Source organism: Paenibacillus physcomitrellae, assembly GCF_002240225.1.
GTDB lineage: Bacteria > Bacillota > Bacilli > Paenibacillales > Paenibacillaceae > Fontibacillus > Fontibacillus physcomitrellae.
Genome location: NZ_CP022584.1, coordinates 383739 through 409887, shown reverse-complemented (window position 1 = coordinate 409887; position 26149 = coordinate 383739). Strand labels below are relative to the sequence as shown.

Sequence of the window (26149 nt, the reverse complement as noted above, 5' to 3'; positions counted from 1 at the left end):
CTTTAGAATAAGTTTAAAGCGAAATGTAAATACGCGGCGATTGTCGACAAAAGTCCAGGGAGGACGATGAATTGAAGTACTATTATTATTGGATCGGGCTATTTGTTTTTGCCGTTGATTTAATCACAAAGAAGATCATTGAGAGCACTCTAGTGGTGGGAGATACCGTTCATGTCATTGGAGAGCGTTTCTTTAGCCTAACTTCCGTTCGCAATCGCGGGGCGGCCTTCAGTTCGTTACAGGAGCAGCGTGTTTTACTCCTGTCCATCACGCTGGTAGTAGTTGCCCTCATCGTTTGGTATTTGCATAAAAACCGCCATTCCGGCAAAGTGCTGCTGCAGATCGGACTCGGCATGGTATTAGGCGGAGCGCTTGGTAATTTTCTGGATCGAGCGCTGTATGGGGAGGTCACGGATTTCCTACAGTTCACATTCGGCAGCTACGTCTTTCCGAGCTTCAATATGGCTGATACAGGCATATGCTGCGGCGTTGCGCTGATTGTAATTCATACGCTATTTTTTCATGAGGAAAGACAACAGCGACGCTCCAATGCTTAAGACAGCAATACTATTTAGCAAACATCGTCCAATCAAGCAAATGCTGAGTAAGATTAAGTTTCATGTCAGTGGCAATAACAAATGGTATGTTCAAGTGTTGCGCTCCCTCGAAATCATTTAATAATAGAAAAATAGAAAATACAGCCCATAAAAACCTTCAACCTCTTCCAAGAGGGCATGAAGGTTTTTTTCACAAGGTGGATGTTACGGATGACCTCAAACATTTTCATCCCTTGGCATTCGCCATCTTTTGCCTTTTTTTGATTCGATTGTTGCAAATTCAGCAAGGAAGGTTAAATAAGTCTCATAATTACTTCATCTGAGGGGGTTTAACCACATGCCATTCAAACATCTAAAAAAAGCCTTCCAGCTCACCGCTGTAGCCAGCCTGGTTTCATTGCTCGCCGCCTGCTCAGGCGGAACCTCGGGGGGACCTGCCGCAGCCCAGGCTGATGCAGCTGCAAACTCCGGCTCGGGCTCTTCCGTCAGCCCCGAAGGGCGGGTCGTGCTCGACTACTGGACCTGGTGGGGTTCTGAAACCCGCCGTCCGATTATTGAGAAGCTTGTCGATGATTTCAATAAATCGCAGGATAAAATTTTTGTGAAGCACAGCTATTATCCTTATTCCGACATCTTCACCAAAGAGCTTGCCGCAGTTTCGGCAGGCAACCCGCCGGACATCATGATGAACGACATCAACACCGTCCAGCAGCGCGCCAGCAAGAATCAAGCCATGAACCTGTCCAAATACGTCGAACGCGACAAGGTGCAGGACCGGTTTTTCCCGGAGCTGTGGAATACGGTGCTTTATAACGGCGAACCTTATGCGCTTCCGTTCAACACCGATACCCGCATGATGTTCTACAACAAGGATGATTTTAAAGAAGCCGGCCTTGATCCGGACAAGTTCCCGGATACGTGGGATGAGCTGGAGCAGGCCGCCCAGAAGCTCGATAAGAAACATGGCAATACTTACACCCGCATCGGTTATTCGCCGCAGTTCAACTCCGACTGGAATTTGCTGCAGCTGAACTTCGACGGGGGCCGCAACTTCTTCGACGAAAGCGGCAAGCCGGTCGTCAACGCGCCGGCCAAAGCCGAAGCCCTGCAGTATATCCTGGATAACGCCAAACGGCTCGGGCAGAAAAATATCGACGCCTTCAAAGCCGATTTCGGCAGCCAGCAGGCCAACCCGTTCCTGTCCGGCAGAGTGTCCATCTGGACCGACGTCACCAACTTCTATACACAGATTCGCGACTACGGGGACGGAATCAACTTCGGCGTAGCTCCGCTGCCTGAAACGAAAGAAGGCGCCGGACACTGGAGCGTCGGCGGCGGCTTCGTTATCGAAATCCCTTACGGAGCGAAACATCCGGATGAAGCCTGGGAATTCCTGAAATACATGACCGACGTTGAAGCTCAAACCTACTGGGCGGAGAAAAATTTCGACAATGTCGCCAACAAAGAAGCTTCGAATTCGTCCGAGCTGATGTCCAATCCGGTCTATAAGGCTTCCGTTGAGAACCTTGCTCATACGAAGCTTACGCCGAATCCGCTGAACGCGCCGGATTACATGAACCTGATCAACCCGCAGCGGGACGCGATCATGCTGGGGCAGACCTCCATCCAGGATGGGCTGAACAAAGCCCAGGCAGACGTGGAGAAGCTGGTGTCCGGCAAGTAAAGCAGTACCCGACATACAATCTATTCCTTAATACTTCTAAGAAAGAGGTGCAGCATATGGCACACCCTCAGCACGCAGCCGCCCGGAGAGGCCGGTCGCTCGCCAGCCGGGAAGCACTCCAGGGATTTGTATTCGTCAGTCCCTGGATTCTGGGGTTCCTGCTCTTTACTGCTGGCCCCATGCTCTTCTCGCTTTACGCGAGCTTTACGAACTATGACATTACTTCACAGATGGCCTGGATCGGATTCAAGAACTACGACACCATGCTGAATCATGATCCGCTGTTCTGGAAATCTCTCCGCAATACGCTGTATTTCGTCGTGATCAGCGTGCCGCTGCAAACAGCAGCCGGACTGCTGCTGGCCATGATCCTGAACCGGAGGATGCCGGGAATCCGGCTCTTCCGGACTGTCTTTTACCTCCCGTCCGTCTTGTCCGGAGTTGGCGTCTACGTCCTGTGGATGATGCTGCTCTCTCCGAGCGCCGGACTTGTGAACCTGACTTTGAGCTGGCTCGGCATTGACGGACCGGCCTGGCTGACTGATCCGGCCTGGACCAAGAACGCCATCATCCTGATGAAGCTATGGGGATCAGGCAGCATGATGCTGCTGTATCTGGCCAGCCTGCAGGGCGTTCCGAGCAAGCTGTACGAAGCTGCCGAGCTTGACGGGGCAGGGCGGCTGCGCAAGTTCTGGCACGTGACCTTGCCGATGATTACGCCGGTGATCTTTTTCGAAATTGTGACCGGATTCATCGGCGGCTTTCAAATCTTTCAGGAAGGTTACGTGATGAGCTACGGCAACGATCCCGGCGCACCGATGAACTCCTTGCTGTTCTACAATCTGCATATGTTCCTGAAGGCCTTCAAGGTATTCGATATGGGATATGCGATGGCGATGGCCTGGTTCCTTTTCCTGATCGTACTGCTCCTTACGCTCATTAATTTGACTTTGTCCAGGTTCTGGGTCCATTACGAGGGAGGTGAGCAGTAATGAATATGGCGACTTTCAGCAAAAGGGAATATGCCCGGGAACGCGAACAAGAACGCAAAATCGCGCTGATGAAGGCCTCGCCGGCCAAACCGCTGCGCCGCAAGCTGTCCACCCTGCTTCTGTTTGTGCTCATGACTCTGGTCGGCCTCCTGATGCTGGTTCCCCTGTGGTGGATGATCTCCACCTCGCTGAAATCGATGCAGGAGATCATGTCATACCCGCCGACGATCGTTCCGGAGCAGGTACATTGGGACAACTACATTCATGCCTGGCAGAAAGGCCACTTCGGGAGATATGCGCTCAACACCCTGCTGCTGGCCGGGATTGGCGTCTTCTCTCATGTCTTGTCCAATACGTTTGTGGCCTACGGCTTCGCTAAAATCCGCTTCAAAGGGAAGAAGCTGCTGTTCTCCATCATGCTAGGCACGATGATGATCCCAAGCTTCGTGACTTTGATTCCGCAGTATATCTTGTTCTCTAAGCTGCACTGGATCAACACGTATTTACCGCTCACCGTGCCTGGATTTTTCGGCAGCGCTTTCCAGATTTTTCTCGTCCGGCAGTTCTTCATGACCATCCCGAATGAGCTGATCGAAGCCGGCAAGGTGGACGGGGCAAACCATTTCCGGATCTGGTGGCAGCTGATGTTGCCCCTCTCCCTGCCAGTGATCGCCACCATTGCGATCATGACGTTCCAGGGAGCTTGGAATGATTTTACCGGACCGCTGATCTACATCAACTCGGAATCGCTGTTCAACCTGCAGATCGGCCTCCAGGCTTTCAAGAGCACCGAGACGACGCAGTGGCATTATTTGATGGCCGGCTCGGTGATCGTACTGCTGCCGGTGGTGCTTCTGTTCTTCCTGTTCCAGAAATATTTCATCGAAGGCATGAATATTTCGTCAGCGACCAAAGGGTGACCGGGCGACAGGCTGATACGCTGTTGTTCAGCAAAACAGCCTGGTCATAGTCCCCCGTCCAATGAAGTTCTCCAAAAAAGAGGCTGTCCCTCAGTCATCGAGATGACTTTTGGGACAGCCTCTTTCTGGCTTCAACCGGTGGCTGCCAGGGCTGCCAGGCTGCAAACCGCGATATTTTTACCCGATCAGGATTTTCTCCTCCGGATATTTAAGCTTGGAATCGTGTTTGGAATGGGTCAGCGCAAGCGCGATGGTCAGCGGCCCAAGCCGTCCTACAAACATGAGCAGCATAATGATAATTTTTCCCCATTCGCTCAAATTTGGCGTAACCCCAAGCGTTAATCCTACCGTACCAAACGCAGATACGGCCTCAAAGGCAAGATTCATTAGCGGGAGTCCCTTCTCCGTTACCTCCAGCAGGAAGCTGCCTGTAAAGACGAGGCCGATCCCGATCATAGAAATAGCCAGCGCCCGGAATACCAGATCCTTGGGGATCCGTTTACGAAGAATGGTTACGTCCTCTCTTTGTTTGATAAACGTCCATACCACTAGCAGCAGCAGGAAGAAGGTCGTGATTTTGATGCCGCCTGCCGTAGAGCCCGAAGATCCGCCGATAAACATAAGACCCATCATCAGCAGCACGGAATCGCTGTTCAACTGGGTCAAATCCACCGTATTGAAGCCTGCTGTTCTCGGAACCGTCCCCTGAAAGTAGGAAGCCAGAATCTGATCTCCGAGCGGGAGTGATCCAAGGGTTAAAGGATTATGGCGTTCCAGTAAGAAGAACAACACCGATGCCACAAGGTTCAGCAGCAGCGTTGCTCCCATAACGATCCGGGTATGCAGCGACCATCTCCATTTCCCGATCTTCTGAACAACCTCCAGAATAACCGTGAAACCCAAACCGCCTAAAATATATAAAAACGATAAAACCAGGTTGACTGGCCAGCTGCCGACATAAGCGGTCATACTGGCATAATCGCCCATGATATCAAACCCTGCATTATTAAAAGAAGATATTGAATGAAAAATCCCGTAATAAATCGCCCAGCCCAAGGGCATTTCTCTTGCCCAAGTGATAGTTAGCAGCAGCGCGCCGGCCCCTTCGATGACAAGCGTCATGACCAGCACCAGCTTGACCAGTTTGACAATCCCGGACAAATTGAACTGGTTCATTGCGCTTTGCGCCATCAGGCGGTTGGACAGGCTGATTTTCTTGCCCAGCAGCATGGCTACAAGGATCCCGAAGGTCATAAAGCCGAGGCCTCCCACCTGGATCAACAGCAGGAGAACCGTTTGACCAAACACCGTGAAGGTCGTTCCGGTATCGGTCACTACAAGTCCGGTCACACAAACGGCTGAGGTGGCCTCAAACAGCGCGTTCAGGAAGGAAATGGACTTTCCCGGCTTCAAGGAAATCGGAAGCATCAGCAGCAGCGAGCCGACAACGATCATGATCAGAAATCCAATGGACAAAATCTGCGGCGGACTAAAGCGTATTTGGTTGATTTGTTTCAGTTGTTTGTTCTGACTTTTGTTAAACAGCATAAAGGGCTCCTAATTAAAAAATGGTGATAGATTTACTTGGCATTCGGCCCTTCTCCCCGCTGCCCATCCTTCTGGCTCAGGCCCAGCTTCAGGACCAGCGGCTTGATAGTAAGTCCCTGCACTAGCAGCGAGAACAACACCACGCTGAACGTCAGGACAAGCACATCCTTTCGGCCTTCAAACGTCTGCGGCAGACTCAGAGCCAGAGCCAGCGAGAGACTTCCTTTCAGCCCTCCCCAGTTCAGTACGGCTTTCCAGGAAGCGGGAAAACCTTTAAGCGGCGCTGTGCTAACATATAAAGCAACGGTTCTGCCAATTAGCACAATTAGGATGGCGGCCAAAGCAAGCAGCCAGTGCTGACTGAATGAAATCCACTTGATCTCCAGGCCAATCATCAGGAAGATCAGGGAATTCGCAATCAAAGTAATCGTATCCCAGAACGAATTGATGTTCATTTTGGTTTTATCCGACATTCCCACTTTAGCGCCAAAGCTGCCAAAGATCAATCCTGCCGTAACTACCGCTATCACACCCGATACTTGGAGATGCTCGGCAATAAAATAACAGCCAAAGAACAGCAGCATGGAGAATGCAATTTCCAGCGGGTAATCATCGTAGAGTCGGATGATTTGCGAGAAAACATAACCGAGCGCCGCCCCCAGGACCAAGCCGCCCAAGAAGAATTGACAAAACAGCAGGATGCCATGGCCAAGGCCAACCCATCCCATTTCCAGATAGGTGAACAGATAAATGGAGGAAATTTGAAACAGAACCACGGCAATTCCGTCGTTCAGCAGCGATTCACCTTCAATAACCGCTACAACCGGTTTAGGCACTCCCAGTGATTTGAAGATCGAAATAACGCTGATTGGATCGGTTGCGCTCATCAGGGCGCCGAAAGTAAAAGCAACCGGCAAAGGAAGCTTTAATAAGTAGTATCCGAGCAGAGCAATCACAATAAAAGAGAGCAGCGTTCCGCCAAACGCCAAGGCAGCAACGGGTTTAGCCTGCTCTTTTAAATGGGAAACCGGCATTTTGATCGATGCATCGCCAAGCAGAATCGGCAGGAATAAAGAGATAATGATGCTCTGAAACACGTGGGATTGGGTAATATAAGATTTGGCACTCTCCAGAAAAGGGATGTAGGTTAAACCAAGCACCAGCCCTACAACGACCAGGGCAATGGAATATGGGAGCTTTAACTTCTGAGAGACAGCAATAACCGTGATCGAAATAGCCAGCAGCACCAGCAGTTCAATGAACGTAGAGTTAAAAGTATGCATGGGGAATCCTCCTTTATGCTCAGGCCTTATTTTCTTATACCGCTTATCCCACTATACTTATCTTAAGTATATAACTTTTGTTTCGGAAAGGAGACTCATCATGCCCGAACAGACGAACCACAATAACATCAACCGCTTTAACGGATTTGGAAATCTCTATGATCAAAATAGACCCAGCGCCCCTACAGAGGTCGTTCATCTCATTGAAGGCTATCTGAACAACAAGCCGGAACTCGTTGTGGATGTCGGCTGCGGAACCGGTCTCTCCTCCTTTTTATGGCTGGGGGAAGCCCGCAAGGTCATCGGTGTTGAGCCTAATGATGACATGCGTTCGGTCGCAATCGGCAAATGGAAGCAGCTGCAGAAACCCGAAGGCATTGAATTTGTAAAAGGACTCTCCCATCAGCTTGAGCTTTCTTCCGCTTCTTCTAATGTGATCACCTGCTCCCAGTCTTTTCACTGGATGGAGCCTGCTAGTACCCTGCGTGAGTTCGCGCGTGTTCTAAAACCAGGAGGCGTCTTTGCCGCTTATGACTGCGACTGGCCCCCTGCTTTCCGCTGGGAGATCGAGGAACTGTACTTGAATTTGCTGGAGCTTGGCGATAAACGTGCCCGGGACCTGGCCGGGCAGGATAAATGGGCCCAGAAGCGGGACAAGAACCAGCATCTTCATCAGATCCGTACTTCCGGATGGTTCCGTTACTCCCGCGAAATAGTCTTCCACCAGCGTGAAACCTTTGATGCTGAAAGATATGTGAATCTGGCCTTAAGCCAAGGCGGCATTCAAACCGCTCTAAAGCTGGGAGCATCGGATATTCTGGAAGCTGCTGAAGAATTCAGACGCAAGACGGAAGCCGCTTTTAACGGACAGACCTTGGAGCTTTTGATCAGTTACCGGATGAGAGTAGGCGTTAAATAAAGAACTGTGTACTCGTGTATGAAAAAAATCTGCCGATGTGCCGAAAAACCTCCACTTCGGTCCACCGGCTTCTTTAATTTAGATCAATTCCAGCTATGTCCTCGGTCGTGCCGGGTTCATGCCGGTCCGTATGGGTTCCGTTACCTCCGAACGCTGCCTCCGCCACCACCTCATACATCGGCTGACGACCCATACGGGTCCGGTACAAGACAACAGAAGCAGCCTCCCAACTGCCAAATTCCGCTTCTTCAGCTTGAAAGCCGGCCTCCGCTTCCTGCTGCCCGGATAGAAATTGACGGGCTAAAGTGACATGCGGGCTGTAGGGCCGTTCTTCCGGAATGAAGCCAAGCGGCGCCAGATTTGCCGTTACCGCTGCGTGCAGACGGTCTAATCCCTCACGTCCCTCTTTAACAGCCGCCCAAAGAACCCTTGGCTGCACAGGACGGCCGAATATACCGGTCCCCGCCAGCTTTACACGAAAGGGAGCTATACCCGCTGCTGCTGTACTTAATGCATGCTGTATCTCCGGAACCTTTGCCGGATGAATATCGCCCAGAAACTGAACCGTAATATGAAAATCCTCGTGATAAACCCATTTCTTAAACAAGAGCTTTGACTGCTGGTTCTCACACCAGGCTGCCAGCTGCTGCTTAATACGGTCCGGAAGAGGGACAGCGACAAATACCCTCCAGGATTCCTGCCCGCCAGCCGTTCTTCTCGTCCCGTCCGGTTGCTCTGCTTTCATAGGATCTGATGCTCCCTTCAACGTTCATGTGTACAGCATGAAAGTAGTATACATCAATCTGCAATTACCATTCTTATGAAACTTACCCGCTTGAGCCGAATTTGCGTTATAATAAATAAGTTTTTAAATATGTAGATTTTTAATCAAAGGAGATTCTGTAGCATGGGTTCACTTTCCAAGCGCCAGACAGCGCTTTATTTAACTTTTCTTATCATGGTTTGGGCCATTAACTGGCCTCTCTCCAAGCTTGCCCTGGCCTATACGCCGCCCGTCCTGTTTGCCGCCATCCGCACCTTCTTCGGTGGAATACTGCTGGTTCTGTTCGCCCTGCCCAATTACAGAAAACTCAAATTGCGGCGGAACTGGCCCACTTATTTAATTGCCGGCATTCTGAACATTACGCTTTATTACGGTCTGCAAACGGTTGGTTTGGGCTATATGCCGGCGGGTATTTTCTCTGCCATTGTCTTTCTACAGCCCGTCCTGCTGGGCATTTGCTCCTGGTTATGGCTTGGCGAGTCCATGTCGCTGCTCAAAATGGCCGGCCTGCTCCTCGGCTTCTGCGGGGTTGGAGTGATCAGCGCGGGAGGAATCAGCGAAGGGCTGTCGGTGATAGGCATTTTGCTTGCCCTTGCTTCCGCAGTCAGCTGGTGTCTGGGAACGGTATTCATTAAGAAAACCGGAGATTCAGTCGACATTATCTGGATGACAGCCGTGCAGCTGCTGTTCGGCAGCCTGTTTCTGTTTATTTGGGGAGGTTCTACGGAATCCTTCGCGGCGATTGATTGGAACCCGGCTTTTATCGGAGATCTGCTGTTTATTTCCGTATTTGTGATCGCCATCGGCTGGTTTGTATTCTTCCGGCTCGTGCAATCCGGCGAAGCCAGCAAGGTAGGCTCCTTCACCTTCTTGATCCCGCTGCTGGCGCTCTGCTTCAGCGCCTTGTTCATGCACGAACAGGTCAGCCTGCGCCTAGGGCTGGGCATGGTTCTTGTGCTCGCGAGTATCCTGCTGGTCAATGTCCGGCTTAAAGGAAGAACCCGCAAGCCGGATACGCCGCTTTCTTAATTTCCGATTGAACCACCGCCGTTCGAACCACTGCCGTTCGAAGGCGGTTTTTTATGGGATTTACTGTTTTGAGATTTGCTGTTTTGAGATTTGCCGCCGGCTTGCCTGAACCAGCTCACTATGGATAGAATTACTGCGCTCCCCACCAGAGTAAGCTGGAATTTCCAAGGCGTCGTTATAAAGTTCATCGACTCCCATGGAAACCAATATTCTTTCATGACCTCGCCCCCTGAATGATCTTCTTCAACAAAGTCGCTCCAAGGAATAGGAACGGAAGATACAAGAACAGGGGCAGCCAAATTCTTGAAGGGAGCACATTAATGGCAACCTGCAAATGATCCGTAAAGCTGACAACCATAGTTAAGGAGATAAAATAGGTTAACGAACAAACGATGGCAATGATGAACCCGTACTTTTGGGCTTTGAGAAGCTTTTGAATGCAGAAGACGGCTGCAAACAGATGGAGAGACAGCTTGCCAAATGCGGTTATGACCAAATAAATAATACCGACTGCATCCAGGTTATCGAGCAAATCGGCTATATTTGCAAGTTTCAGCAGGGCAAAAGCCGGATACATCATTTGCTTATAGATCGATTCACCCATGCATACGGAGCCGAGAAGAATAAATAAAGTGATGCAGAATCCAGACAGCAGACATCCGCTTATCATAATCCGGCCCAGAGACTTCTTCCCCTTGCTTTCAAGGTACTCCCAAAACACCGCAAATTCGATCGTCTCTCCAAAAGTCTGCGTAATCCCCAGAGGCCAAATCGTTTTCAAGACCCTGTCCCAGCCTTCCCCCATAATAGGCAGAAGATTTAACAGGTCAACCCGGTCGGAAAGCCATAATAACAAGGTCTCAGCAATCAGAAATACCAGTAGCAACGGCAGAAAAAGACTGGTCATTCGGGCTATGACCTCGAATCCGCTGTAAAGGGCATAAGCTACCACAAGGAGAAAGGTAACTCCGATGATCCAATTTGGTGTTCCATGCAGGACCGTAATGGGAAATAGAAACCGGATATCGCTTACGATTCTAGCCCCGTCATAAATAAAAACAAACGGATACAGCCAGGCAATCGGCATGCCGATCCATTTTCCAAACATAGCCGTTGGCCATTCCACTAGTGACAGCTCTCCGGTTAATCTGAAGATCAGCACATAACAGCCTACCAGAATAGAACCCAGCGCTGTTGTCATAAGGCTTGAAATCCAGGCATCTCTTCCCGCAGATGAGGCAAATCCGAATATGATCGTGGTGCCCAATTGAAAAATAACGACCATGGCGAATAGCTGATACTTGGAAATTCGAAGCAATGAACTCACTCCTCGGGTTTAATCACGTTGTTAGTCAGCCCGCTGCGGATAATACGGCCCTTAATTTTCACGTCAAGCTGAATCTGTGGAAATAATTCGTCCCAGCGCTCCTTATATTCCTTATGCCACTGCTTCGGATAACGGCGATATACAGATTGTCCAAATCCGTAGACATCGGTATTGTATTTCCCCTGAACCAGCTTGCAGTTGTCGTATATCCGTTTCTTGATCGCATCCTCCACCTTTTTTTGAACAAGATTAACATTCTGCACTTTATCCATATCAATATCAGATGTATTTTCATAAACATTTTCTGTTAGATTTATTTTCAGCGTAATGTGCACCTTGCCGTTTCGGATCTCTGTTTCCCGGTCTACAGTTACTCTTTCCAATTCCGTACTGACGTTGCCCGGGCGTTCTTCACCCTCAACCTGAATCGTTATCACTCCTTTATGGATTTTATTGATGACCCATAATATTCCGCGGCCGTTCTGCTCGTCCATCTCCGCAACCATTTTGTCCTTGTGAAACAGAGCAAGCCCGGTAATAGCAATATTATCAATCTTTCCTTTGGAACCCTCCCCATATTGGGAAGGCATGAATTCTATCGTTGGTACAATAGGCTCAATGCCTTCTGACATCAAGGTATTAAGAAAATCAATAAACTGGACACTTGGAGTCAAATTTTGTCGCATTTCCTGTTTAAGGACCTCAGACCCCAGCTTTTCGAACTTAGGCTGGAAATTTAAAATATCGAGAGCCGTAGTTTTGGAAACGGCCACGTAGCTGATCAGCTGGGACTGTCTGTAACGTTCAAAAAAGTCCAGGACAGGCTGCACACCTTCGGTCGCCAGCTTTTTGCCTATGATGATCACTCGGCTCTGCGAATAAAAGATTTCCCTGGGCAGCTTCTTCTGGAGAATCCGTGTGATATCCATAATAGAATCCCCTTCCTCGGATACCACCCATCCCGCAGAACTCTCCAATCTGCTTTCTCCGCCGCCTTGTGCGGACCCGGTTCCAAAGAGACGCGGAATCGCAATCAGCAGCGACAGACGCAGTTTTCCATTATCCATTCTATCCAGGCCCGTTGCGGTCACGATTGCAATTTCGTCAAGCTCCTGTTCGCTCCAGCAGGAGGTCAACAGCATGCTCAACATCAGCGTGACCAGCAATACAGCTGTTATACTGCGCATAAGTGGTATCCTTTCGAAAATAATCCGCCTTATTTCTTAGCGGCCGGCTCAGGGCGCAAATCCCCTTTCATCCGCCGCGAGTTTGCTCGTTGAATAAAGGCGGGTCTGTACTTAGCTCCCCAGAGCGGAATGCGGATAAGCGAATCTTTTAAATCCCTCCCGTGCAGAGGAGCAAGAGGCGACAGATAAGGAACGCCAAAAGAACGAAGCTTGCACAAATGAATCAGAAGAATCAGCAGGCCTAGGAATATCCCATACAGCCCCAGGAAGCCCGCCATGACAATCATCGGAAAACGCAGCACGCGAACCGCCATCCCTTGGTTATAAAGAGGGAACACAAACGAGGCGATCCCGGTAAAGGATACGACAATGACCAGCGTGGCGGATACAATCCCCGCCTGTACGGCCGCCTGCCCGATGACCAGCGCCCCAACAATACTCACGGCCTGGCCGACTGCCCGCGGCAGCCGGATGCCGGCTTCTCTCAAGCCCTCAAAAGCAGCTTCCATCAGCAAAGCCTCGACAATGGCCGGAAAAGGAACCTCTTCACGGGATGAAGCAATGCTAAGCAGCAGGTTGGTCGGAATCATCTCCTGGTGATAGGTTGAAAGTGCCACATAAATCGACGGGAATACCAGCGCACTGAAATGAAGCCAGATTCTCAGCCATCTGAGGGCGGTAGCCACGAGGTAATTCTGATAATAATCTTCACGGGTTTGAATCGAATCCGCTACAACCGTCGGGGCTATCAAAGCAAAGGGAGTGTTATCGACCAGAATGGCCGCCCTTCCCTCCAGGATTGCAGCCGTGACCTTGTCCGGTCTTTCCGTATTTAAGATCAAGGGAAATATACTTAACGCACTATCCGTGATCAGTTCTTCGATATAATGGCTGTCGAGCACCGCATCAATGTCTATCCGGGAAATCCTCTTCTTGATTTCTTCCGTCAATCCAGGCATGACCACGGAATCCAAATACGCAATCACCACTTGGGTTTTGGATAACCGCCCGACTTGCATCGTCTCCATCTTCAGATCCGGAGTGGGCAGCCGCCGTCTGAGCAAAGTGGTATTGGTTCTCAGGTTCTCAACGAAGCCGTCTCTAGGGCCGCGGATCGCCATTTCCGTTCCGGGTTCCTCCACGGCGCGGTGCTCTGATTTTCTCAAGCTGATCAAACAGACCATAGGCAATCCCTGCATAAACAGAGCCGTATCGCCGAGGCAAATGCTGCCTGCAATTTCACTCATCATGTCCAGCGTCTTCACCTGATCGGCTTGAATTTCGTTTAAGGACAGCTCCAGCAGGGATCTCAGGTCAGAGTCAGACAAATTCAAACGCTCGTATTGAGTCAAAATCCCCGTTTTCAGCGGCTCCAGAATCACCTCCTCGATCCGGGTATCATCCACGAGCCCATCCATAAACACCAAGGCTCCCTGATGTCCGGATGGAAAAGAAAAGGTCCGGTAAACCAAATCCGAGCAGTGATGAAAACTCTGCCGAATGTAAGTTAAATCATCGCTTAACACGCCTTTGACCCTTACATTTTGAATGTTTTGATCCGTTGATGCTCCTGCAGCCATGTGAAGCCTCCTTTCCCAATTCATCTATACCGGAATTCACCCACAACCCAAAAAGGAGTAAGAAGTTAATGGTAATTTTTCCATAATGGCTATGAATCATGCATGAATTCAATTAAAAAAGCGCCCAAACCGGCTCCTGCCGATTTGAACGCTTTGAATGCTTTGAATGCATTTAACACTTGAACGTATTGAACATTTTGAACGTTTTGAACATTTTGTGTGATACCCTGTAACTAATTTCAAGCTATAGTGGACACTGTCCCGAAACGATCGGGCCGGAAAGCTCCGGTCCAGCCCGGAAGCTCCCCGCCGTCCATAATGTCCGCGGCCAGCTTGGCTGTCACCGGGCTTAACAGAATACCGTTGCGGTAATGGCCTGCCGCGAGCACCACATTCGGGTGATCCGCCAGCCGCCCGATCAGCGGTGCCCCGTCCTGGGTAGCAGGTCTGAGACCAGCCCACCGGTGGAAAGGGGTTTCGCCGGCTAAGGCCGGCATCATTTTCTTATTCCATTCCATCAGTCGGTTAATCCCTCTTTCCGTAACCGAAGAGTCAAACCCGGCCATATCCTCGGATGCTCCGCAGACTAGAGGGCCGGACTCTTTCTGTACAAGATAACCCTGGCTGCTAAAGACCATATGATGAAGCGGTTCTGCAAAGCCGTCGGTATGATAGGCGCAAATTTGCCCTCTGATCGGCCGGATAGGGACGACAATTCCCAGCTGCTCAGACATTTTCCCGGCCCAGGCTCCTGTGCAGACCAGCAGCTGATCGCCGAGGAACACCCTGCCGTCCCGCGCTTTCACTTGTACTGCTCCGTCCTGTTCCACCCATTCCAGTTCAGCCAATTCCTCGACTATAACAACGCCAAGGCGGCGGCAGCCCTCTTCAAGCGCTTTGACATAATCGGGCGCATAGACATGGCTTTCTTCCGGCGTCCACAAAGCGGCCCGCACCTGTCTGGACAGCTGGGGCTCACGCGCAAACAGCGCATCCCCCTCCAGAATGGCCGCGGATGAGCCGTATTCCCGCTGCCATAAACGGCGGCTTTCCAGGGCCAGCATATCCGCTTCATGATAAACAATATAGAGACTGCCAGATTCGGTATACTCAAATGGACAGCCTGAGACCTCCTTCACCCGGGCCTGCCAGGCTGGATACAGCTGCAGGCTTTCCAGGCAGAGCCGGAAGAATTCGTCCGGAGACTCAAGATTCTCCGAATAAGGAGCCAGCATGCCGGCAGCAGCCCCCGAAGCTTGCCCGCCGCAGCGTCCGGTCTCCAGTACCGCAACCTCATAACCGCGGCTTGCCAGTTCAAAGGCGCTGGCCAGGCCGATCACACCGCCGCCCATTACTATAATTCGCTGCTTCATTTGCTTTCACCCCCGATTTAAGACATGGTTGCCTTATTGAAGCTTTAACGATTCCAGTCCGCTGCTCGCCGATGCATACCTCTTCTTGGACATCCGCCCCGACAAATAAGCCAGTCTGCCAGCGGAAATGGCCAGCTTCATCGCTTCGGCCATCCCGGCCGGATTCTTCGCTTTGGCGACAGGCGTATTCATCAGCACACCCGATACCCCAAGCTCCATCGCCTGGGTGACATCGCTTGCCGTCCCGAGTCCCGCGTCCACAATAACCGGTATATGACTTTCTTCTACAATCAGTCCGATGTTATAGGGATTCAGAATACCTAATCCTGTTCCGATTGGAGCGGCGCCAGGCATAATCGCCGCAGCCCCGGCCTCTTCAAGCTTCTTGCAGATGATTGGATCATCTGAAATGTAAGGCAGCACGGTAAAGCCTTCCTTAACCAGAATTTCAGTTGCTTTCAGCGTTTCGATCGGGTCAGGCAGCAGCGTCCGTTCATTCGCGCTGATCTCCACCTTCACCCAATCGCTCAAACCGGAAGCCCTGGCCAGCCGGGCGATCCGCACGGCCTCCTCCGCCGTGCGCGCTCCCGAGGTGTTCGGCAGGTAAATGAATTTCCGGTCCTGCAGATGCTGCAGGATCGAGTCATCTTCAGCCGCCTCCAGGTTCACCCGCCGGATCGCAAAGGTCAGCACCTCTGCTCCGGAAGCCTCAATCGCTTCAATCTGCACATAGGGATTCGGGAACAAGCCTGTGCCAAGGAAGAAACGCGAAGTCAGCGTGGTTTCTCCTATTTTCCAAGTGTCTCTGCCGGCCGTCTTGGTAACTCCACCAGCTGTTGCTGCCTGCTTCATTCCTTCACTCATCGCTTTCAGCCCCCTCCTACAAAATGAACCAGTTCGATTCTCATACCTGGCCTAACTGCGGTCTGACTCCATGCTTCTGATGTCACGACCAGTCCGTCCGCCTCGGCTACAACCGGTTTCCCCGTCAAACCGAGCTGCTCCACCACATCCGCCAAAGTCTCTGCTTGCAGCTCCTTGGCTGCCCCGTTGATGATCAGCTCCATATACGTGCCCCGCTTTCCTCAATCTTGCGGATGAAGGCTCTGCAGGTACCCGCAACGTCGCTGCTGCCTACAATTTCACTGACCGCGCAAATTCTTGTTGCTCCGGCCGCCAGCACGGCATCCACATTGTCCAGCTTAATCCCGCCGATCGCCACAAAAGGAATCTTAATACGCTCTGCCACTTCCCGTACATAAGACAGAGTAACCGGAGCCGCTTCCGCCTTCGTGGCTGTCGGGTACACCGGTCCAACCCCGATGTAATCCGCTCCCTGCTCTTCAGAGGCCAAAGCCTCTTCAATCGCGTGTGTGGAGATGCCGATGATTTTGCTGCCGACAAGCTTACGGGCTTCAGCAAGCGGCATATCCCCCTGACCCAGATGAATGCCGTCCGCTTCAGCCTCGAGCGCAATGTCCACATGGTCATTAACGATAAACGTCACGCCATGTTTGCGGGTCAGCACCCGCAAATCCTTGGCTTTACGCAGCAGCTCTTCGCGTCCGCTGTGCTTGTCGCGCAGCTGGAGAATATCCGCACCGCCAAGAATGGCTTCCTCCATTACCTCTATTAAATCCCGGCCGGGATGAAACTGCTCGCCGGTAATTGCATATAATTTGAAATCCTTCAATTCCTTCCTCTCCTTTCCCTAACCTCTTTTGATCCCCATTCGCTCCCAATCGGACCGCCTTGTTGTCAGCCGCCTATATACCGCGCATATAACGTTTTGGCCCGTACCAAATCGTCCGTTCCCTGGACGAGCACACGTCCATCGGCAAAGAGCACAAGCCGCTGTCCTTCGTTCAGCTCAGCCCGCAGCAGATAAGGATTCAGCTTCGTCTCTTTGACAGCCGGAGATAATCGGTCCTTCCACGCTTCCAGCTCAAACGGTTCATGCCCCGAAATCTGCACCGATTCACGTCCGCACAGCGAGACCATTTCGTCTGCCTGCTGCTCCAGCGCCGGATACTGCTTGAGACCACAGCAAGGGCAGTTCTCCTTCGGCTTGCCCATCTTCATTTCGAAATACTGGTTCTGCCAGATGTCGAGCGTTAGCAGACTGCCCCGCCGCTGCGCGGCCGCTCCTACCAGAAACTTCAGCGCCTCGGCAGCCTGATAAGAAGCCACAATGTCCACGATCGGTGAAATAACACCAATCGTGTCACAGGTTTGTCCTCCGCCGTCAGCCGAGGAAATGAAGCAGCGTAGGCAGGGCGTCACACCAGGTACAAATATGGCGCTCATCCCGCGCGAGCTGACGGCGCCGCCGTACACGAACGGGATGCCTTGGCGGTAGCAGGCGTCATTCAGCAGAAAGCGGGTCTGGAAATTGTCCGTTCCATCCAGAACGAGATCTACGCCCTCCAGCAAACCTTCGATATTGGCGGCCGTTACATCAGAGAACACGGCCTCCAGCTCCACGGAGGAGTTGATCCGGCTAAGTTTATGTTTGGCCGCAATGACTTTCGGAAGCCCTTGCTCGGCATCTTCCTCGTCATAAAGCATCTGCCGCTGCAGGTTGCTCGGTTCGACATAATCGCGGTCCACCATACGGACCCTGCCTACGCCTGAACGAACCATATGGTTTGCCAGCACTGTCCCGAGCGCTCCCATTCCGACGATTAAAATGGACTTGCTCATCAAAGTCCGCTGGCCCTGCTCTCCAATCGGCGCGAATAACATTTGTCTTGAATATCTCTCCAGCATCTATGCCTCTCTTCCTCAGGCCTGCATTCCCGGCCGGCGCCAATCCCTGAATTCCTCGGAGTTCCTTGCTCCGAACGGGCGACGCCTCTAGGCATAGCTGCAGCAGGGGGGCTGGACCATCGGTCATTGTTCTGTCCAAGTCTGCTGCGGTGCTAAACGCCTAGATTGCGGAATGCATCCTGTGCCTTGATCGTTGTGTCTGATTTGATTTGTCCATGGTCCTTCAGCCACTGAATGACTGCTTCCCATGAAGCCTCCGTCTGCTCGCCGAAGCCGGCCGACCCGTCATCCATCATAGGCAGCAGAATATTCAAGCTCTGCTTCTCTACGTCCGGATCCAGCGGGAAATCCTTGTTCTCATGCTCCAGCAGAATATTCAGCGCTTGATCCGGATTCTGTACGGTGTAGGCCTGCCCTTTGGCAGCGGCTTTCAAAAATTTGCGAATCGTATCCTCATGTTTGGCTAGCCCGTCTTCACTGGCCGCCAGCACCAATTCATAATTATCAGGCACCCCGTAATCCGCCGGATCAAATGTCCGCAGCGGAATGCCTTCCTTCTCGATCAGCAGCTTCTCATGATTGATGTAACCGCCGATGATGGCGTCGACCTTGCCGGTCGTCATGGCCGGAATGAGATCCCAGCCGATATCGGTATATTTGACCTGGGACGGATCGCCGTTGTCACTCGCCACCATCGTGTTCACCATCGCTTCATTCAGCGGAGTTGACGGGTAGCCGACCTTCTTCCCGGCGAGATCTTTCGGACTTTTAATATCCGAATCCGCCCGAACGAAGATCTGATCCAGCGGATGCCGGACGAGAGCCGCCACGGACACAACCGGAATATCCTCAGCCCGGGACTGCGCAATCTGCATTTGATAGCTGATGGCAAGATCCGCTTTCCCCGCAGCCAGCAATTTAATCGCATCATTCGTATCGGCCGGCGTCTCCAGATTCACCTTCAATCCCTCCTGCTCGAAATAACCCTGCTGCTCAGCAGCAAACAAGAAAGAGTGGACGGCATTCGGATACCAGTCGAGCAGAACATTGACTTCCGTAAGTCCCGACCCTGCCGATTTGTTGGCAGAACAACCGCCAAGGCCCACGGCCAAACAAAGCCATATAGATAAGAGTACCAGTTTTAGGCGCCTTCCGTCATTAATCCGGGGCCTTCTGTCACGAATTCGTTGAGATCTGTTCATCTTTCTTTGTCTCCCTTTTCTGATAATAATAGATAGAGAAAGGTTATGTACGTTCCCTCCTCTTCGCCAGGCAGATCCGGCCGAGCAGATGGGCCGCAGCGAACATCAGCATGCCTAAGGCCGCCAGAAGCAGCACACCGGAAAATACAGCGTCTCCGCGAAGCATATTGGAGGCTCTTTTGGTATAAACGCCTAACCCTGATTCCCCGCCCAGCCATTCGCCCAAGGTCGCGCCCCCTACGCTGTATGTAGCGGATAGCTTGAGGCCTGTGAAAAATCCGGGCAAAGCCGAAGGCAGCTTCCATTTCAGAAACAGCTGCCGTCTGCCGGCTCCCATCGTCCGCAGCACTTCGCCGATCCCGGGGTCTGCGCTGCGGAACCCGTCTGCCGTATTCACCGCTACAGGGAAGAAGGTAAACAAGATGACAACAGCCACCTTGCTCCAGATTTCGTAGCCAAACCACATAACCATGATCGGCGACAAGGCAATAATCGGAACGCTTTGGGAAGCGATGATCAGCGGATACAGCGTCTTCTGGGCCAGACCAGAGGCTTCGATCCAAACCGCGGCCAGAACACCAAACACGATGGAGAACGCCAGACCCAGCAGCGATTCACCGAGTGTAACCCCGACATGTTTGGTCAGCAGCCCGCGGTTATCCCAAATGGATTGAAAGACATCCGATAATTTAGGAATGATATAATGCGGGATATTCAAATAGGTGGTTGCCGCTTCCCAAAGCACTGCCACAAGCACAAGCATCACAATAAACGGAGAGACCTCGCGAACTCGCTTCATTCTAATCCCCCCTTGTTCATCGAAGCTGCTTCAAGCGGCCGCTGCCCCGGCCGCAGCAGCTCGAGCACCTGCTGCTTTAAGCCGATGAAAGGCGGCGTCAGCAGCGTCTCATAGCTGCGGGGTCTGGGCCGGCCTACTTCAACGTCATGCAGCCGGGAGACCGGCGCATGTGAGGCGATGAGCAATCGGTCTGACAGCAACAGTGCCTCATCTACGTCATGCGTAATGAACAGAATGGTCGTCCGGTGCTTCTCCCAAATCTGAAGCAGCCACTCCTGCATGCTGATGCGGGTCATCGCATCCAAAGCGCTGAACGGCTCATCGAGCAGAAGCAGCCGGCCACCAGCCAGGAGGCTCCGCATGAAGGAGACCCGCTGCCGCATGCCGCCCGACAGCTCATGAGGCATCCGCCGCCCGGTCCCTTCGAGGCCAAATTCAGGCAGCAGCTCAAGCGCCCGGCGTCTCGCCTCCCGTTTGGACATGCCGCCGATCTCCAGCCCGACGGCCGCATTGTCCAGCACGGTTCGCCAGGGCATCAGGCAGTCCCTTTGCGGCATGTAGCCGATCTGCCCCTCCGGCGCATGAATCTCGCCCGCCTGCGGCTTCAGCAGCCCGGCGATCAAACGAAATAACGTCGTCTTGCCCATACCGCTTGGCGCAAGAAGCGAAACAAACTCACCTTCCTGCAGCTCAAAGCTCAGCTTGCTGAAAATCGGTTTGTCTGCCGCAAACGCATACCCCAGATCCTTGACTGCAAGACACGGCGTCCCAAACGCGTGCCGCTCACCGGGATGACTCTGATGTGTCTGCGAGTGCAGGTTACTTCCAGTACCGTTAAATTCGCTTCTATTCCCGTTCAATTCGCCTGGCTCTGGAGATGGATTCCCACGTTCAGGCGCCGCCTGCCTGCTCATATGTCCCACGCGGCCTTGCGGTAAGCCATATCCCAGAACATATATTCAAACCGGGAGGTCGTAACAAAACGTTCTTCGAGCCTGGCCAGCTCACGCTCGGGCAGTCCCTCGGCCAGCTGATCCATCAGCTGAACGCACCAATCCGCCAAACTGCGGAACTCGTCCGAGTTGTACATCATAAACCATTCCCGGTAGAGCTCGTGCTTCAGGCATTCCGGATGGAGCCGGACAGCCTCGCTGCCGATTTCGCTGTAGCTCCACATGCATGGCAGCAAAGAAGCGACCACATCGCCGAGTGTGCCTTGGGCGCCTGCATCCAGCATGTATTTGGTATACGCCAGCGTGACCGGAGCCGGTTCAGTCGATTCAAGTTCATCGCGGGTAATGCCGAACTTCTCGGCATATTGGCGGTGCAGCTCCATTTCAACGTTCAGCGTTTGCTGCAGAAGATCCGCAAATTTCCCCATCGTCTCCAGATCCCAGGCTTTAAGACTGCCGAGGGCAAACATTTTGACATAGTCCTTGAGAAATACATAATCCTGCTTCATGTAGAAAGCAAACCGGTCCAAAGACAAGCTGCCGCTTCTCAGCTCCGTCAGAAAAGGATGCTCATGGCAGCCGGCCCAGACGGCCTGAACAGACTGGTGAAGCCGGGCTGTGAATTTGCCCTGCCCCGGATTCCCCTTATTATCAGCCGGTGTCCAGGCTGCAGGCGCTTGATTCGGTTGGTCGATCTTCGTCATTTCCCATTCCCCTTCCCTTTAGGTGTCTCGCAGTATTCGGTTATGAAGCCGATCATGACTTTGGCATAGTCAACCAGCTGTTGTACGGAGATGCTTTCATTGACGGCATGGGCCTGCTCCAGCTCGCCGGGTCCATATACGACGGTTGGAATTCCGGCCCGGCCGATCCATCCCGCATCCGTCACGCTGGGGTTCATGCCGACCTCAGGCGGACTTCCATAAGTGCGCCGGTGCCAATCTGCCAGCGTTATGAAACCAGGATTATGCGGATCTAATTCGAGCGCAGGAAAGATTTCGCCGCGATCTTCGATCATCGACCGGCCGCCCCATTTGAATGCTGGCGGATGATCCTTAAGCCAAGGATCGGCTGCCGCTACCCGCAGCAAGTGATCCTCGATCTCTGCCGTTACCGAGTCGTAATCCTCATCCGGATAGAAGTGAACGGTAATCCAGAGCGCACAGCGGTCTGCAATAAAAGCCGCATGCCGGCCGCCTTCGATCACAGCCGGATTGATCGTATTGATCCCCGGTGCAAAACCGGGATAACTTTTCGTTACGGCCCAGTGGCGTTCAAGCTCCTGCAGCCCTTGGATGAGTTTCATCATCTTTTCAATCGCGCTGGCTCCCTTAACACCCCCGCCTGCATGGATCATCCGCGAACGAAGCCCATCATGCTGAGTCACCGGGCTCTGAACCGTAACCCAACCGGTAATAACGCCGCCCTGGCCCTGAATCTTGCTGCCGCTGCCGTCAGCTACAACCGCGAAATCCGCGCTGCATCCCCGCTCCATGCACGCTCTTGTTCCAGCTTCCCCGGCTTCCTCGCCGATCACCGACTGAAAATGAAGATCGCCCTTAAGCTGAATCCCTTCTTCGTGCAGCAGCTTGAAGACGAACAGCAGAGCGGCGAGTCCTCCCTTCATGTCGGTCGCCCCGCGCCCGAAGGCCCGGCCGTTCTCGATAACCATTTCAAACGGATTCCGTTCCCACTCGCTGGTGTCACCGACTTCTGCAACGTCGATATGCCCGTTTAACAGCAGGCTGTTATAGCGGTCAGATGCGCTTCCCTTCTTGACGGCTGTTACATTCGGATCGCCGGGATACACCTCCCAGAGCTCCGCATCGAATCCGATCGATTCCAGCAGGTCAGCCACATATTGCTGCGCGTCCATCGTATTGCGGGCCGGCGGGCTTACTGTTGGAAATGAAATAAGCCGTTCCAGAATCTGAAACAGCTCGTCTTGTCGCATCTCCACCAATCGGTGAAGGTCATCCATCGTTTGGATTCCCATTCGTCTGTCTCCTCCTTCTTCCCAAGCGGTAAAGCTGGACGGAGAATTCGCTAAGAACAGCTGTGCTGATTCCTCGCGGCCGAAATAAAAAAGACCATTCGAGAATAACACGAATGGTCATAACAATTCGGATGATATCTCTACGCCAGCATTACCTGGATCAGATTAACGGTCAGGAGCATAAGGCTCCTATCTCAGCCGGACTTTATCCAGCACCCGTGTTCCATTATGAAGTTCAAATTTAATATATCTGAATCTCCTAAAATTGGCAAGGAGTAATTTTAAACGGTTCTCCACCATTTATCCCGGGGAAGCAGAGCTTCCTCCTTCAGAGAGACGGTTTCCCCGATTCTCGGAACGAGCAGCTCAACCCCTCGGCGTTCCGAATCTTCAGACACCCTTTCAACCGGTTCCATCCAACCGTGCATGGCCAAAGCGAAGCCCGCCCAATGGATCGGCAGCAGTCTTCTCCCTCTAAGATCCTTATGCGCCTGCACAGTCTGCTCCGGCATCATATGAATCTGCTCCCAGCGGGGATCGTATTGCCCGCACTCGATGAGTGTTAGATCAAACGGACCGTACAGATCGCCGATTCTCTTGAAATGCTCGTCATAACCGCTGTCGCCGCTGAAATAAACACGAGTCTTTGGATCCAGCAGCACCCAGGAGCACCAAAGGGTCGCGTCCTTATCAAACAACGCTCTTCCCGAGAAATGCCGGGCCGGTGTGCAGACCGCCCGGATTCCTTGCCATTCCACTTCTCCCCACCAGTCAAATTCCTGAATAAGCCCCCGTTCAACGCCGAAGCGGACTAGTCGGCTCCCTACCCCAAGCGGAACAAAGTAGCGCCCAACCTTGCCGGATAACTGCTGGATCGTGCTGTAATCGAGATGGTCGAAATGATCGTGGGAGAGGAACACAGCGTCAAGCCGAGGCAGGTCCTTCACCTCGATTTGAGAGCTGCTTTTAAACCGTTTCGCGCCAAATCCCGGCAGCGGGGAAGAATGCATCCCCAGCATGGGATCCAGCAGCAGATTTTTTCCGCCCAGCTTTAACAGAACGCTTGAATGGCCCAGCCAGGTGACCGAATCGGTTTCGGCTGCCGTCAGGCTGCCCAGGTTCGGATTCAGAACCGGCAGTTCGTGTGGCGGACGGCGTTTCGGATTATTTTTCAAATGGTCTGCGAACAGTGAATAAAAGCTCCGAATAGAAGAGTCTATGGATTGGGTTGGAATTCGATTCTGGAATTTCCCCTGCCGATAGTGCTCTGACTGCTCAAAACGGCTTATTCTGCTGCGGTCGACCGGCACCCCAAACGGCGGATAAATCCGAATAAATCCATAAACAGCAGCCGCGATCAGAACGATGAGAATCAGAATAATGGCCGCGGTCAGCATAAAATCCCCCCTTAATGTATGTCCTTATCGGCTGATATAAAACAACGCCTTGCCCGCAGGAGTAATGAATCACTCATGAACAGGCAAGGCGAAATTAGTATGCGCCGTATTGGGATTTTTATACTATTGCTCAAATTCTCGCCGAAGCGTTTCATGCGCTCCCTTACAGCAGACCTATAAGACCAAAGCCAAACTAAGCGTTAAGCAGCTTCTGAAGCGAAGATACCACCATTTCGTGATCTTCATGGCCCTGCAGGCCTGAAACGGTGATTGTGCCAACCATACCGACGTTTTTGATCAAAATCGGGAAGCTGCCGCCTTCTGCCGCATATTCCATCGGATCGATAAAATCGCTGTCCTGAATCGTTGTGTTCCCCGCCTTCATCCGGACGTGTATGTAATAGGAACTATGCTCATAGTGATGAACGACATTGATCTTGCGCGCGATCCAGCGGTCATTGCCTAAACCGTTTTCATTCATTTTTGCATGAAACAGAAGCATGCCGTTCTTGCGGATATCCACCGTAATTTGCTTGCCTTCGGCAAACGCTTTGTCGAGAATTAGATTTCCTAATTTAACTGCCGTATTGTTGCTGAATTCCGTAAACTGCAGTTCCTGTTCCTGACGGAGAAGCTCGTCTAACAGAACTGTATAATCTTCCATGCCGCACGCTCCCTTTAGCTGTAATTAGAATAAGTTAAGAAACCTACTCTAGTATACTGTGCCAAACGGATTTAAAAAAGAGTGTCTTTCAGCCCGATAACTTTTTCCTGCGAAGCAGCGATACTCCATAATAAACGGCCGGAATAGATTCAAAACCGATCCAGATGTGGGCAAGCCATGTCGAGTTATAGTGTGCGGAGAAAATGGCCGGATTCCGCGAATAGAGAATGGCAATAGTGACAGCGATGCCTAGCACGGCAGGCGTTACTCCCTTTAATTTCTTCAGACCAAATAACTGGCGTGCCGATTTGGATGCCGCATAAATCAAGAAGGAATTATGAATAAACATCGAGATCGACCATATCGCGATAAAGAGACTGTCCAAATTGCCTGTCATGCCCGCTTGTGCAGTGCCCCGGATCAGTTCCATGTAGGGATATTCCACCTCTCCCCCCAAGTAAGGCCGAAAATTGAGAAGGATAAAAAGCCAGCCGAGTATCAGCGCTACGAGGGTCAGGACTTCGGCCAACAACAAATTCCGGAACACTTTCCTGTCAAACGTGAAATCCGGCGAGATATACAAAAAGGTCAACCACTCTGCCAGCCAGGCGGCCACGGTAATGGAATCTTTAACAGCCAGGCCGGGATTGTGATAATGAATCAACGCCGGCAGCATCCGGAAATCAGCTTCAGGAAAAAACAAACCGACAAGGATCGCTATCACCAGAGCGGTGATCAGAAAGACCCCTTCCGCCATATAAACGATCGTGGTAAATCCTAACCGGGAAGTATAGAGCACAGCCGCTGCCACAATAAAAATGATGGCCCAGGCAGGCGTTACTCTCATATATATAGACCCGAAAAACTTACTGAAATTCTCAAGCTCCAGAGCCGCATAATAAATCAGCCAGGCAAACACAAGAAAGAGAAACAGCTTATGCACCCATTTCCCGACCACTTGCTGGCCAAATATATACCAGGGCGTATCTTTACCCAGCTTACCTACGCAGTAGGTACACCAAAGAATCACCACACTAAGAGCAAAACCTCCTAAAATGGCGATCCAGCCTTGATAACCTGAAGATTCGATCAAAGTGGGAACAAGGAAAATCGCTGATTGCGTATATAAGTAAATGTAGGCAAACCTGAACAACTGCCAAGATGTAGTCCTCATTCGCTCACCCCT

26 protein-coding genes and 1 riboswitch are annotated in these 26149 nt (G+C 51.9%); of the genes, 6 read left to right on the top strand and 20 right to left on the bottom strand.

Features of this window, described 5'->3' with window-relative positions; genetic code table 11:
- Positions 1–71 precede the first annotated feature (71 nt).
- The 4 genes from lspA to CBE73_RS01865 all read left to right on the top strand — a co-directional run bounded on the left by lspA (position 72) and on the right by CBE73_RS01865 (position 4153).
- Entirely contained in the window at positions 72–557 is a 486-nt protein-coding gene (gene lspA / locus CBE73_RS01880; RefSeq protein ID WP_068694858.1) for a signal peptidase II, read from the top strand.
- Between the two features lie 337 nt (positions 558–894).
- Positions 895–2241, top strand: a complete 1347-nt coding sequence (locus tag CBE73_RS01875; RefSeq protein WP_094092754.1) for an ABC transporter substrate-binding protein — start codon at positions 895–897, stop codon at positions 2239–2241.
- 56 nt (positions 2242–2297) lie between these two features.
- Positions 2298–3233: a carbohydrate ABC transporter permease gene (locus tag CBE73_RS01870; RefSeq protein WP_094092753.1), complete on the top strand. Its 936-nt coding sequence runs from the start codon at positions 2298–2300 to the stop codon at positions 3231–3233.
- Positions 3233–4153, top strand: coding sequence for a carbohydrate ABC transporter permease (locus tag CBE73_RS01865; protein ID WP_229752805.1), 921 nt, complete (start codon positions 3233–3235; stop codon positions 4151–4153). Before CBE73_RS01870 ends, CBE73_RS01865 begins: the two co-directional genes overlap by 1 nt.
- A gap of 177 nt (positions 4154–4330) precedes the next feature.
- On the opposite strand, the gene CBE73_RS01860 is transcribed toward CBE73_RS01865, so the two are convergent.
- Positions 4331–5701, bottom strand: coding sequence for a TrkH family potassium uptake protein (locus CBE73_RS01860; protein ID WP_094092752.1), 1371 nt, complete (start codon positions 5699–5701; stop codon positions 4331–4333).
- Positions 5702–5733: 32 nt separating this feature from the next.
- Positions 5734–6984 carry a cation:proton antiporter gene (locus CBE73_RS01855; RefSeq protein WP_094092751.1) on the bottom strand — a complete coding sequence of 417 codons (1251 nt, stop codon included), beginning with the start codon at positions 6982–6984 and terminating at the stop codon, positions 5734–5736.
- Positions 6985–7084: 100 nt separating this feature from the next.
- Here CBE73_RS01855 and CBE73_RS01850 point away from each other — a divergent pair, with 100 nt between their 5' ends.
- Positions 7085–7903 carry a class I SAM-dependent methyltransferase gene (locus tag CBE73_RS01850; RefSeq protein WP_094092750.1) on the top strand — a complete coding sequence of 273 codons (819 nt, stop codon included), beginning with the start codon at positions 7085–7087 and terminating at the stop codon, positions 7901–7903.
- A gap of 73 nt (positions 7904–7976) precedes the next feature.
- Here CBE73_RS01850 and thpR read toward each other — a convergent pair whose 3' ends face one another.
- Positions 7977–8648, bottom strand: a complete 672-nt coding sequence (gene thpR / locus CBE73_RS01845; protein WP_094092749.1) for an RNA 2',3'-cyclic phosphodiesterase — start codon at positions 8646–8648, stop codon at positions 7977–7979.
- 162 nt (positions 8649–8810) lie between these two features.
- Between thpR and CBE73_RS01840 the strand changes: the two genes are divergently transcribed.
- Positions 8811–9716, top strand: a complete 906-nt coding sequence (locus CBE73_RS01840) for a DMT family transporter (RefSeq protein WP_094092748.1) — start codon at positions 8811–8813, stop codon at positions 9714–9716.
- On the opposite strand, the gene CBE73_RS01835 is transcribed toward CBE73_RS01840, so the two are convergent.
- From CBE73_RS01835 to CBE73_RS01755, 17 genes are all read right to left on the bottom strand, one after another.
- A complete protein-coding gene (locus CBE73_RS01835) occupies positions 9713–9934 on the bottom strand; it encodes a hypothetical protein (RefSeq protein WP_094092747.1) in 222 nt (73 codons plus the stop codon). The genes CBE73_RS01840 and CBE73_RS01835 overlap by 4 nt on opposite strands.
- Positions 9931–11034: a GerAB/ArcD/ProY family transporter gene (locus CBE73_RS01830; RefSeq protein ID WP_094092746.1), complete on the bottom strand. Its 1104-nt coding sequence runs from the start codon at positions 11032–11034 to the stop codon at positions 9931–9933. The genes CBE73_RS01835 and CBE73_RS01830 overlap by 4 nt, the downstream gene beginning before the upstream one ends.
- 5 nt (positions 11035–11039) lie before the next feature.
- Complete coding sequence (locus CBE73_RS01825; RefSeq protein WP_094092745.1) at positions 11040–12230, bottom strand: Ger(x)C family spore germination protein; 1191 nt, start codon at positions 12228–12230, stop codon at positions 11040–11042.
- Between the two features lie 29 nt (positions 12231–12259).
- A complete protein-coding gene (locus CBE73_RS01820; protein ID WP_094092744.1) occupies positions 12260–13810 on the bottom strand; it encodes a spore germination protein in 1551 nt (516 codons plus the stop codon).
- Between the two features lie 239 nt (positions 13811–14049).
- Positions 14050–15183, bottom strand: a complete 1134-nt coding sequence (thiO, locus tag CBE73_RS01815) for a glycine oxidase ThiO (protein ID WP_094092743.1) — start codon at positions 15181–15183, stop codon at positions 14050–14052.
- 33 nt (positions 15184–15216) lie between these two features.
- Positions 15217–16035 carry a thiazole synthase gene (locus CBE73_RS01810; RefSeq protein WP_094096074.1) on the bottom strand — a complete coding sequence of 273 codons (819 nt, stop codon included), beginning with the start codon at positions 16033–16035 and terminating at the stop codon, positions 15217–15219.
- A gap of 17 nt (positions 16036–16052) precedes the next feature.
- Positions 16053–16250 (bottom strand): sulfur carrier protein ThiS, encoded by a 198-nt coding sequence (thiS, locus tag CBE73_RS01805; RefSeq protein ID WP_094092742.1) that lies wholly within the window; start codon positions 16248–16250, stop codon positions 16053–16055.
- Positions 16241–16876: a thiamine phosphate synthase gene (gene thiE / locus CBE73_RS01800; RefSeq protein ID WP_094092741.1), complete on the bottom strand. Its 636-nt coding sequence runs from the start codon at positions 16874–16876 to the stop codon at positions 16241–16243. Before thiE ends, thiS begins: the two co-directional genes overlap by 10 nt.
- A 65-nt stretch (positions 16877–16941) precedes the next feature.
- Positions 16942–17952 carry a ThiF family adenylyltransferase gene (locus tag CBE73_RS01795; protein ID WP_094092740.1) on the bottom strand — a complete coding sequence of 337 codons (1011 nt, stop codon included), beginning with the start codon at positions 17950–17952 and terminating at the stop codon, positions 16942–16944.
- A gap of 152 nt (positions 17953–18104) precedes the next feature.
- Entirely contained in the window at positions 18105–19154 is a 1050-nt protein-coding gene (locus tag CBE73_RS01790; RefSeq protein ID WP_094092739.1) for an ABC transporter substrate-binding protein, read from the bottom strand.
- A gap of 43 nt (positions 19155–19197) precedes the next feature.
- Positions 19198–19953, bottom strand: coding sequence for an ABC transporter permease (locus tag CBE73_RS01785; protein ID WP_094092738.1), 756 nt, complete (start codon positions 19951–19953; stop codon positions 19198–19200).
- Complete coding sequence (locus tag CBE73_RS01780) at positions 19950–20867, bottom strand: ABC transporter ATP-binding protein (protein ID WP_094092737.1); 918 nt, start codon at positions 20865–20867, stop codon at positions 19950–19952. The genes CBE73_RS01785 and CBE73_RS01780 overlap by 4 nt, the downstream gene beginning before the upstream one ends.
- Positions 20864–21610: a thiaminase II gene (gene tenA, locus CBE73_RS01775; RefSeq protein ID WP_094092736.1), complete on the bottom strand. Its 747-nt coding sequence runs from the start codon at positions 21608–21610 to the stop codon at positions 20864–20866. Before tenA ends, CBE73_RS01780 begins: the two co-directional genes overlap by 4 nt.
- The gene (locus CBE73_RS01770; protein WP_229752803.1) at positions 21607–22902 is read right to left on the bottom strand and encodes an acetylornithine deacetylase; all 1296 of its coding nucleotides are present in this window, start codon (positions 22900–22902) and stop codon (positions 21607–21609) included. The genes tenA and CBE73_RS01770 overlap by 4 nt, the downstream gene beginning before the upstream one ends.
- Positions 22903–23022: 120 nt before the next feature.
- A riboswitch (TPP riboswitch) is annotated at positions 23023–23132 on the bottom strand.
- Positions 23133–23183: 51 nt separating this feature from the next.
- Entirely contained in the window at positions 23184–24299 is a 1116-nt protein-coding gene (locus tag CBE73_RS01765; protein WP_094092735.1) for an MBL fold metallo-hydrolase, read from the bottom strand.
- 193 nt (positions 24300–24492) lie between these two features.
- Positions 24493–24963: a heme-degrading domain-containing protein gene (locus CBE73_RS01760; RefSeq protein WP_094092734.1), complete on the bottom strand. Its 471-nt coding sequence runs from the start codon at positions 24961–24963 to the stop codon at positions 24493–24495.
- Between the two features lie 88 nt (positions 24964–25051).
- Positions 25052–26137 carry a GerAB/ArcD/ProY family transporter gene (locus tag CBE73_RS01755; protein ID WP_094092733.1) on the bottom strand — a complete coding sequence of 362 codons (1086 nt, stop codon included), beginning with the start codon at positions 26135–26137 and terminating at the stop codon, positions 25052–25054.
- Between the last annotated feature and the right edge of the window lie 12 nt (positions 26138–26149).